This is a genomic window from Brevibacterium sp. (assembly GCF_052105255.1).
Classification (GTDB): Bacteria; Actinomycetota; Actinomycetes; order Actinomycetales; family Brevibacteriaceae; genus Brevibacterium; species Brevibacterium linens_B.
This window is the reverse complement of sequence record NZ_JBQDYQ010000081.1, coordinates 1-9,936: the sequence shown is the minus strand read 5'-3', so window position 1 is coordinate 9,936 and position 9,936 is coordinate 1. Positions and strand designations below refer to the sequence as shown.

Below are 9,936 nucleotides of genomic sequence, written 5' to 3'. Positions count from 1 at the left end.
TCCGAATTCCCGAGCGAACGCATTCCCGAAGACGATGCGGCGCTCGAAGCCATGGACGAACTCGCAGCACGACGCGCACGCAAGTCCGGCTGACACCCGACAAAGATTCTGCACCTTCACCGAGGCGGCCCGCTCAGACCGAGCGGGCCGCCTCGGTTCTCGTCCGGGTCGTTCTGAACGCGGTCTGGGAGTCTTCATCACATGCAGAACTGCCGCCGCGAACCTGTGTTCGGGGCGGCAGTCGGCGATCTGCTGGGGGAGCTGCGGCTTAAGCGTTCACTTCTTCTCGGTCTGCTGAACGCCGTTCCTGGTCGGTGCCGCACTGCGTCGGCCCCGGATGTTCTCCGAGCGCAGCGCGCGCTCAAGAAGAGCGTCGAACGAGGCTGAGACCTCATCAGCCGGTTTGCCCGGCCAGGAGTGGATCGGTCGCGCCGATCCCTGAGCCTGCTGCATGACCGCGCGTTCGGCCAGAGGCGGATTGAGCACGAGCGGACCGAACATCTCGCGCATCTCCTGGATGCGGTAGTCGTGTTCGGTCGAACCGGCCCGCACCCGGTTGACGACGAGCCCGAGAGGCTGCAGGTCGGAGGCACCGCGCTGCCGCAGCTCATCCGTTGCGCGCAGGGCCCGATCGGCGGCCGCGACGGAGAACAGGCTCGGCTCTGTCACGACCGCGACGCGATTGCTCGCCGTCCAAGCCGTGCGGGTGAGGCCGTTGAGGCTGGGCGGACAGTCGATGAGGACGAGCCGGTAGCCCTTGGCAATCCGCGACAGGGCGTCTTCGAGTCGGCGCAGATAGCGCTCGGACAGCGAAGGCCGATCGAATTCCGCAGCGCGCGGAGAACCGGAGATCACGTCGAGGTGGCCGAGCCGGTCTCCGACCCATCCGGAGGGGATGATCGCCTCGGACAGGATCTTCTGGGACTTCGGGGCAGCGAGCACATCGGCGATATCGACACGCGTCGAGGTCGGCACATCGAGGCCGGTCGACGAGTCCGCCTGCGGGTCCATGTCGACGACCAGAGTGGGAATTCCTCTGTTGTAGGCCGCCGAGGCCAGACCGAGCGTCACGGATGTCTTACCGACTCCGCCTTTGAGGCTGCTGATACTGAGGACAAGCACCCTCCTACGTTAACGTATCGGCGGCTGCCGAGCCGTGCCGACCACGCCGAGACTCACGTCTCAGTCCAAAGTAGACCCCCGGGCGCAGGGGTGTTCCAGGTCACTTGTAGAGTATGTATCCGACAGCTTGTCGACCAGTCGCCCAGTGCGGCCGATACAGAAGTGAGAGACACCTATGTTCTCCAAAGTCCTCGTGGCCAATCGCGGAGAGATCGCCGTCCGTGCTTTCCGTGCCGCTTATGAGCTCGGAGCCTCCACCGTCGCAGTCTTCCCTTATGAGGATCGCAACTCCGAACACCGTATGAAGGCCGACGAAGCCTACATGATCGGTGAGGAGGGCCACCCCGTCCGCGCGTACCTCAGCGTCGAAGAGATGCTGCGGGTGGCGAAGGAGAGCGGCGCCGACGCCATCTACCCCGGTTACGGGTTCCTCTCCGAGAACCCCGATCTGGCACGTGCCTGCGCTGAAGCGGGCATCACGTTCATCGGCCCCAAGGCCGATGTGCTCGAACTGGCAGGAAACAAGGTCCAGGCGTTGGCGGCCGCACGCAATGCGGGCATCCCGGTTCTCGACTCGACTCGTCCGTCAGCCGACATCGCCCAGCTGCTCGCCGATGCAGAATCGATGGAATACCCGCTCTTCGTCAAGGCTGTCGCAGGCGGCGGCGGCCGTGGAATGCGTCGCGTGGCTCAGGCGACTGAGCTCGAGGATGCGCTGAAGGCCGCCATGCGCGAGGCCGAGGGTGCCTTCGGTGACCCCACTGTCTTCATCGAGCAGGCGGTGCAGCGCCCCCGTCACATCGAGGTCCAGGTGCTGGCCGACAACGATTCGAACGCCATCCACCTCTTCGAACGCGACTGTTCCGTGCAGCGCCGCCACCAGAAGGTCGTCGAGATCGCTCCGGCGCCGAACCTCGATCCCGAGATCGCGGCCGCCCTGCACGCCGATGCCCTGAAGTTCGCGAAGGCGCTGGGCTATCAGAACGCCGGCACCGTGGAGTTCCTCCTCGAGACCGACGGCCCGCGCGCAGGCAAGCACGTGTTCATCGAGATGAATCCGCGCGTCCAGGTCGAACACACCGTGACCGAAGAGATCACCGATGTCGACATCGTCGCGTCTCAGATGCGCATCGCCGCCGGGGCCAGCCTCGAAGAGATCGGTCTGCGACAGGATGAGATGCGCATCAAGGGTGCCGCCCTCCAGTGCCGCATCACCACCGAGGACCCTGCCAACTCGTTCCGTCCCGACACCGGAACGATCACTGCCTACCGCTCGGCCGGCGGTGCAGGTGTGCGCCTCGACGGTGGAACCGTCCATGCCGGTGCCGCCGTCAGCCCCCATTTCGACTCGATGCTCGTCAAGCTCTCCTGCCGTGGTCGGGATTTCGCTCAGGCCGTGGGCCGGGCCAAGCGAGCACTGGCGGAGTTCCGCATCCGCGGGGTGTCATCGAACATCGGCTTCCTGCAGGCCGTTCTCGACGATCCCGCATTCGTCGCCGGCGACCTCTCCACGTCCTTCATCGAAGAGCGCCCGCAGCTCTTCGACGCACGCGTGAGCGCCGACCGCGGCTCGAAGCTGCTCGACTACCTCGCCGACGTCACGGTCAATCGTCCCCACGGCGAACCGGGGCTGCGCATCCGTCCGGGCGACAAGCTCCCGAACATCGACCTCTCGCAGGCTCCCGCTCCCGGCAGCCGCGACCGTCTCGCCGAGCTCGGTCCGGAGGGCTTCGCGCGTGCCCTGCGGGAGCAGACCACTCTGGCCGTCACCGATACGACTTTCCGTGACGCTCACCAGTCGCTGCTCGCCACCCGCGTGCGCACCCGCGATCTGCTGGCCGTGGCCGGACACGTGTCCCGGATGACGCCCGAGCTGCTGAGCATCGAGGCCTGGGGCGGTGCCACCTACGATGTGGCTCTGCGCTTCCTCGGTGAGGATCCCTGGGAACGCCTCGAGGCTCTTCGCGCCGCGGTGCCCAACATCAATCTGCAGATGCTGCTGCGGGGCCGCAACACCGTCGGCTACACCCCGTACCCGACCGAGGTCACCGACGCCTTCGTCGACGAGGCCGCTCGCACGGGCATCGACATCTTCCGGATCTTCGATGCGCTCAACGACGTCGAGCAGATGCGCCCGGCGATCGAAGCCGTGCGTGGAACGAACACGGCGCTGGCCGAGGTGGCTCTGTGCTACACCTCGGACATCCTCGACCCAGCCGAAGAGCTCTACACGCTCGACTACTACCTGCGCCTGGCCGAGCAGATCGTCGAGGCCGGAGCCCATGTTCTCGCCATCAAGGACATGGCCGGTCTGCTGCGCCCTGCCGCCACGGCCAAGCTCGTGACGGCTCTGCGGGAGAACTTCGATCTGCCCGTCCACGTCCACACCCACGACACCGCCGGCGGCCAGTTGGCCACCCTCTATGCTGCGGCCGCTGCCGGAGCCGATGCCGTCGATGCCGCTTCGGCGGCCATGGCCGGAACGACCAGCCAGCCGAGTCTCTCAGCCCTCGTCGCCGCGTTCGAGAACACCGACCGCGACACAGGCATCAGTCTCGACGCCGTCAGCGATCTCGAGCCCTACTGGGAATCGGTGCGCAAACTCTACGCACCCTTCGAATCCGGTCTCGCCGGCCCGACCGGCCGCGTCTACCGCCACGAGATCCCCGGCGGTCAGCTGTCGAACCTGCGTCAGCAGGCCGTGGCGCTCGGACTCGGGGAGCGGTTCGAAGACATCGAACACATGTACGCCGCCGCCGATTCGATCCTCGGCCACCTCGTCAAAGTCACCCCGTCATCGAAGGTCGTCGGCGATCTGGCGCTCCATCTCGTCGGTGCCGGTGTCTCACCGGAGGAATTCGCTGAGAACCCGGACAAGTTCGATATCCCGGATTCGGTGATCGGCTTCCTCAACGGCGACCTCGGTGACCCTCCGGGAGGATGGCCCGAGCCGTTCCGCACGAAGGCTCTCGCCGGTCGCTCCGCCAAGCCGCTCGTCGAACACCTCGAACCCGCGGATGCGCAAGCCCTGCAGACACCGGGCCGGGAGCGGAAGGACAAGCTCAACGAGCTGCTGTTCCCCGGGCCGACGAAGGAATTCCGGACGATGCGCTCGAACTACGGGGACCTGTCCGTCGTCGAGACCTCCGAATACCTCTACGGGCTCACCGGCGGCGAAGAACACGCCGTCGAACTGGCGAAGGGCAAGAACCTGCTCATCGGCGTCCAGGCCATCGGCGGAACCGACGAACGCGGAATGCGTTCGGTCATGTTCACCCTCAACGGACAGCTGCGTCCGCTGCAGGTGCGTGACCGGTCCGTCGAAAGCGAAGTCAAGACGGCAGAGAAGGCCGACCCGAACAACCGCGGTCATGTCGGCAGCCCGTTCGCCGGCGTCGTGACCATGCAGGTCCACGAGGGCGACACGGTCGCTGTCGGAGACACCGTTGCCACGATCGAGGCCATGAAGATGGAAGCGACGATCACCACGCAGACGGCCGGAACCGTCTCCCGCGTGGCCATCGCTGATGTCCAGCAGCTCGAAGGCGGAGACCTCGTCGTGGTGATCGATGCCTGAACGCGAGATCCGGCTATGGGGCGACCCCGTCCTGCGCAGCAGGTGCGAGACGGTGACCGTCTTCGACGATCACGTCGAAGCCCTGGCCGCCGACCTCGTCGACACCGCACGGCCCGAGGGCCGTGCGGCCGTGGCCGCACCGCAGATCGGAGTCGGCCTGCGGGCTTTCGGCTACGACCTCGACCGTCGCACCGGCTATGTCATCAACCCGGAGATCGTCGAGCTCGGCGGGCAGCTGCGTGATATCGAAGAAGGCTGCCTGTCCGTGCCCGGACTGTTCTTCCCCACCCCGCGCTACGAGTTCGCTCGGGTGCGCGGGGTGGATGCGACGAATCAGACGATCGAGATCGAGGGCACTGAGGTCTTCGCACAGATGCTCCAGCACGAGGTGGGTCACCTCGACGGGCAGGTCTACATCCAGACTCTGCCCGGAGAGCGCCGGCGGGAGGCCATGAAGGCCATCCGCTCGGCCGACTGGTTCCTCGCGCGGATGTCCTGAGCACATCGACACACACCATCGACCACAATGACCTGAGAAGGAGAAGTTCTTGAGCATTCAGCGCACAGCCGTCATCGGCAGCGGACTCATGGGAGCCGGAATCGCCGAGGTGCTGGCGAAGTCCGGCCTCGACGTGATCGTCCGTGAGATCAACGAGGAGGCATCGGCCGCCGGCCGAGCCCGCATCGAGAAGTCCCTCGCCCGCGCCGTGGACAAGGGCAAGCTCGATGCCGCTGCCCGCGACGAGGCCCTTGGCCGACTGCGGTTCACCACCGACATCAGCGTCCTCGACGATCGTCAGCTCGTCATCGAAGCAGCCAGCGAGAACGAAGACATCAAGAAGTCGATCTTCGCCGAACTCGACCAGGTCGTCACCGACCCGGAGGCCATTCTCGCCTCGAACACCTCGTCGATGCCGATCATCCGCTTCGCTCAGGCGACCTCGCGTCCCGAACGCGTACTCGGCGTCCACTTCTTCAACCCGGCACCGGTGCAGCCGCTGGTGGAGATCGTCTCCTCGGTCCTCACCGCCGACGACGTCCGTGACACCGTAACCTCGTTCGTCGCCGAGGTGCTCGGGAAGAATCCGATCCAGGCTGATGACCGCCCCGGGTTCATCGTCAATGCCCTGCTCATCCCTTACCTGCTCAGCGCGGTGAGGATGCTCGAATCCGGGTTCGCGACGAAGGAGGACATCGATGCAGGCATGGTCGGCGGCTGCGCCCACCCGATGGGCCCGATCAAGCTCGCCGACCTCGTCGGTCTCGACACCTGCCTCTACGCTGCCCAGAGCATGTATGAGGAGACCGGCGATCCGGCCGCGAAGCCGCCGATCCTGCTGTCGCGCATGGTCGATGCCGGACTGCTCGGTGTGAAGTCCGGACGCGGCTTCTACGACTACTGAACCGACGACCATGGACCAGACAGGTCCGCCCCGAACCATCCGGTTCGGGGCGGACCTGTTTTGAGTCTGCAGGCAGCGCAGGTCTATCAGCCGGCCAGCAGCTTCTCATAGCTGGCCAGTCGCACGCATGCCACGAGACCCTGAGCCGCGAGTTCGACCTCATCGAGTGTCGGCATCGTCGGGGCGATGCGAATGGTGTTGTTGTTCGGGTCGAGTCCGTACGGGTGCGTGGCACCGGCAGGAGTCAGCTTCACTCCAGCTTCCCCTGCGAGTTTGACGACGCGATCGGCGATGCCCTTCATCGTCGTCAGAGTGATGAAGTACCCGCCGTCCGGTGAGGTCCACTGCGCCAGCTCTTCCGCTCCGAGTCCGTTCTCGAGCGCCTTGAGCACCGCATCGAACTTCGGTGCGACGATCTCGGCATGCTTGCGCATATGCGCTTCGACCCCGGCGGGGTCGGAGAAGAACCGGGCATGGCGCAGCTGGTTGATCTTGTCGGGGCCGATCGCGACCTTCCCGAGGTTGGCTCGCATCCAGTCGACCGTGGCCGGGCCGCCGGCGAAGAACGACACCCCGGCCCCGGCATGAGTGATCTTCGAGGTCGAGGCGAAAATCCATGCTCGTTCGGGATTGCCGGCCTCGGCGCACAAAGAGAGGATGTCGAGATTGTCCGGATGGTCCTCTCGCAGATGGTGCACCCCATAGGCGTTGTCCCACAGCAGAACGAAATCGTCCGCCGCGGTCGGCATGGCCGCGAGTTCCCGTGCCCGCGCCTCGGTGATGGTGATTCCCGTCGGGTTGGAATACATCGGCACCAGCCACATGCCCTTGACCGCCGGATCTTCGGCCAGACGCTGCGCCTCGGAGATGATCGGGCCCTCGTCATCCATCGGGATGGTCAACAGCTCGAACCCGAGGGATTCGGCCAGGGTGAAATGGCGGTCGTAACCGGGCACGGGGCACAGCAGCTTATGCGGACCCTGCCCCCACGGGCGGTCGTCGACTGCTGTCCCGTGCATGAGCGCGAAGGTCAGCGCCTGGGTCATGAAAGTCAGCGACGCATTGCCTCCGGCCAGCAGCTGATTCGCCGGCACCTTGAGCAGCGGGGCGAAGATCTCACGCAGTTCGATGAGTCCGTCGAGCCCACCGTAGTTGCGAGTGTCGACACCACCTGGGGTGAACACGTCGTCACCGCTGACCGCGGTGAGCAGATCGGCGGCAAGGTCGAGCTGCTCAGGGGCGGGCTTGCCGCGGGTGATGTCGAGGTCGAGGCCACGTGAGGCGAATTCCTCATAGGCGGCGGAGGCCTCATCCAGTCGGGACTGGAGATCGGACGGTGCGGACATGCTGACTCCTCAGGGCTGGGAACGGGCCGTTGACTCCATCCTATCGACTCGCTGGCTGACACCGACGCTAGAGTGGTCTGCAGCGGTCGCCAGGACGACCGGCAGACGTTCGGCGAAAGGCAGTGGCAGATGGTGCAACCACGTGCGCAGGCCGCCCACGGACGCAGTTTCGGCACCCAGGCCGGAGTCTATGACGAGGTGCGTCCCGGATATCCCGACTCAGCCATCGATCTCGCGCTGACCGGTTGGGACCGGAGTTGGTCCGATCTGCAGGTCTGCGACCTCGGTGCGGGCACCGGAATCCTCAGCCGTCGGCTGCTTGCCCTCGGCGCCGATCTCATCGCCGTCGATCCCGACACAGCCGCGCTCGAACGCAATCCTGCGCCCACCGTGGTCGGCGCGGCCGAGGACACGGGCCTGGAAGCCGAGAGCCTCGATCTCGTCACGGTCGCTCAGGCCTGGCATTGGTTCGACGAGTCGAGAGCCGCCGCCGAGGTGGCCCGCATCCTCCGTCCGAGAGGCCGACTGCTCATCCTCATCAACCAGCTCGATGTCCGTGTCGACTGGGTGCTGCGCCTGAGCCGGATCATGCACGCGGGCGACGTGTACCGACCTCAGTACCGACCTCAGCCCGGCAGCGGTCTGACTCTCAAAGAGAACAGACTCGTCGAATTCGCCACGGAGGTCTCCGTCGATGGAATCGTCGACCTCGCTCGCACACGCTCCTACTGGCTGCGCTCGGACGAGAAGACCAGAGACAGAGTCGAATCGAATCTGCGCGAATATCTCCGTGTCGAACATCCAATCCCGGACAGGGTGGACCTGCCGTACATGTGCCTGGCCTACCTGCTTCAGCGCCGCTGAATGCACGAAGCGGGCCCCACCCGCGTTCGGGTGGGGCCCGCGCTCACGGAGTCAGCTGCCGGCGCCGGGGGAGCGGGGTTCGTCCGCCGCGGACGATTCGACCACCTCGGGGGCGGTCTGTCCGGAAGCGTGCGAAACGGAGATCTTCCGCGGACGGGCCTCCTCGGCGACGGGGATCGTCAGTGTGAGGACGCCGTCGCTGTAGTCGGCGCGGATGCGATCCAGGGCCACCCGGTTGCCGAGCGTGAGCTGGCGGGCGTAGGTGCCGTTGGTGCGTTCCCTGGTCAGCCACTTCACGTCTTTGTCGGCGACCTCGGATTCGCGGCGGGCGCGGACCGTGAGCGTGCGGTCTTCGACGTCGACATCGATGCTGCTCGGATCGACTCCGGGCATGTCGATGCGGGCGATGAAGACTTCGCCGTCACGGTAGAGGTCCATCGGCAGAGTGGTGGCGTTAGGGGTGCGGGTGACCTCGGAGAAGAATCGGTCGAGGTCGCGGATGGGGTCGAAACGTGTAGCCATGTGCTTCCTTTCGTTCTGGTCCTACATTGAGTCAAACACACTCAACTTTGAATTGATTCCGAACTCATGAAATTCTCAGTCTGTGAGCCTGGTTCCCATACTCCTCGCCCTCCTTCCCGTCACGGTGCTCATCGCCTTCGGCTTGGTGCTGAAGAGACTGCCTGGTTTTCGGAGTCCCGAGTTCTGGTCGGGTGCGGAGAAGCTCGCGTACTACTGTCTGCTTCCGGTGCTGCTCTTCACTTCCGTCGCCGAGGTGGATGTGGCCCATGTTCCGCTCGCGCGGTTGGCGGCGGCGCTCGTCATTCCCACCGTGATCGTGTCCTTGGGCATCATTGTGACCCGTCGGATCATCGCGCGTGATCTTCCCGCCTTCACCTCTGTTCTGCAGGGAGGCATCCGCTTCAACACCTATATCGGGCTGTCCTTGGCGGGCAGCCTGTTCGGCTCCGAAGGAAGCGCCGTTGCCGCGATCGTCGCAGCGATTCTCGTCCCCACGGTCAACGTCGTCTCGAGTCTCGGCTTCGAGTTCCTCCGCACCGGGCCGAGCTCGCTGCTCGCACCGCTGAGGGCGATCGTGACGAATCCTCTCGTACTCGGTTGCGTCGCCGGAGCTGCGGCCAACGTCAGCGGTCTGGGCCTGCCCGACGTGGCATCCACATTCCTCGATCCCTTGGCGTCGGCCTCACTGCCCATCGGTCTGCTGTGCGTCGGTGCCGGCCTGCAGACATTCTCTCTGCGTTCTCATACCCGGGCCATCATCGCCTCGACGTCGATCAAGCTGCTCGTACTGCCGAGCCTGTCGCTGGCAGCCCTGGCCCTCTTCGCCATCCCGACGGTGCCTGCACTGGTCGGGCTGCTCTTCCAGTCGATCGCGACGGCGAGCTCGGGCTACGTCATGGCGAGGCAGCTCGGGGGAGACGCGAAACTCATGGCCGCACTCATCGCCGGACAGACCGTCATCATGCTCGTCACTCTGCCGGTCGTCCTCCTCATCGGCCAGTCGGTGCTCGCCTGAGTACGGATTCTCCTGCCGTCGGCACAGGGGCCGACAGCACAGCGGCCGACCCCGCACTGGGATCGGCCGCTGAGTACTCGGTCCTAG

At 65.5% G+C, this 9,936-nt stretch carries 8 protein-coding genes; 5 read left to right on the top strand and 3 right to left on the bottom strand.

Going from position 1 to position 9,936, the window contains the following annotated elements; translation table 11 throughout:
* Window positions 1-276 precede the first annotated feature (276 nt).
* Complete coding sequence (locus tag ACTIIH_RS15000) at window positions 277-1,122, bottom strand: ParA family protein (protein ID WP_441089869.1); 846 nt, start codon at window positions 1,120-1,122, stop codon at window positions 277-279.
* A gap of 175 nt (window positions 1,123-1,297) precedes the next feature.
* Here ACTIIH_RS15000 and ACTIIH_RS14995 point away from each other — a divergent pair, with 175 nt between their 5' ends.
* From ACTIIH_RS14995 to ACTIIH_RS14985, 3 genes are read left to right on the top strand one after another with little or no spacing between them, the layout of a single operon-like run.
* Window positions 1,298-4,699 carry a pyruvate carboxylase gene (locus tag ACTIIH_RS14995; protein ID WP_441452697.1) on the top strand — a complete coding sequence of 1,134 codons (3,402 nt, stop codon included), beginning with the start codon at window positions 1,298-1,300 and terminating at the stop codon, window positions 4,697-4,699.
* A complete protein-coding gene (locus ACTIIH_RS14990; RefSeq protein ID WP_441452696.1) occupies window positions 4,692-5,198 on the top strand; it encodes a peptide deformylase in 507 nt (168 codons plus the stop codon). The genes ACTIIH_RS14995 and ACTIIH_RS14990 overlap by 8 nt, the downstream gene beginning before the upstream one ends.
* A 49-nt stretch (window positions 5,199-5,247) precedes the next feature.
* Window positions 5,248-6,102 carry a 3-hydroxybutyryl-CoA dehydrogenase gene (locus tag ACTIIH_RS14985; protein WP_441452695.1) on the top strand — a complete coding sequence of 285 codons (855 nt, stop codon included), beginning with the start codon at window positions 5,248-5,250 and terminating at the stop codon, window positions 6,100-6,102.
* 86 nt (window positions 6,103-6,188) lie between these two features.
* On the opposite strand, the gene ACTIIH_RS14980 is transcribed toward ACTIIH_RS14985, so the two are convergent.
* Window positions 6,189-7,448 carry an aminotransferase class I/II-fold pyridoxal phosphate-dependent enzyme gene (locus tag ACTIIH_RS14980; RefSeq protein ID WP_441452694.1) on the bottom strand — a complete coding sequence of 420 codons (1,260 nt, stop codon included), beginning with the start codon at window positions 7,446-7,448 and terminating at the stop codon, window positions 6,189-6,191.
* Between the two features lie 129 nt (window positions 7,449-7,577).
* Here ACTIIH_RS14980 and ACTIIH_RS14975 point away from each other — a divergent pair, with 129 nt between their 5' ends.
* Window positions 7,578-8,312, top strand: a complete 735-nt coding sequence (locus tag ACTIIH_RS14975; RefSeq protein WP_441452693.1) for a class I SAM-dependent methyltransferase — start codon at window positions 7,578-7,580, stop codon at window positions 8,310-8,312.
* A gap of 51 nt (window positions 8,313-8,363) precedes the next feature.
* On the opposite strand, the gene ACTIIH_RS14970 is transcribed toward ACTIIH_RS14975, so the two are convergent.
* Window positions 8,364-8,834, bottom strand: a complete 471-nt coding sequence (locus ACTIIH_RS14970) for an Hsp20/alpha crystallin family protein (RefSeq protein ID WP_441452692.1) — start codon at window positions 8,832-8,834, stop codon at window positions 8,364-8,366.
* A gap of 82 nt (window positions 8,835-8,916) precedes the next feature.
* Here ACTIIH_RS14970 and ACTIIH_RS14965 point away from each other — a divergent pair, with 82 nt between their 5' ends.
* A complete protein-coding gene (locus ACTIIH_RS14965; RefSeq protein ID WP_441452691.1) occupies window positions 8,917-9,849 on the top strand; it encodes an AEC family transporter in 933 nt (310 codons plus the stop codon).
* Window positions 9,850-9,936: the final 87 nt, after the last annotated feature.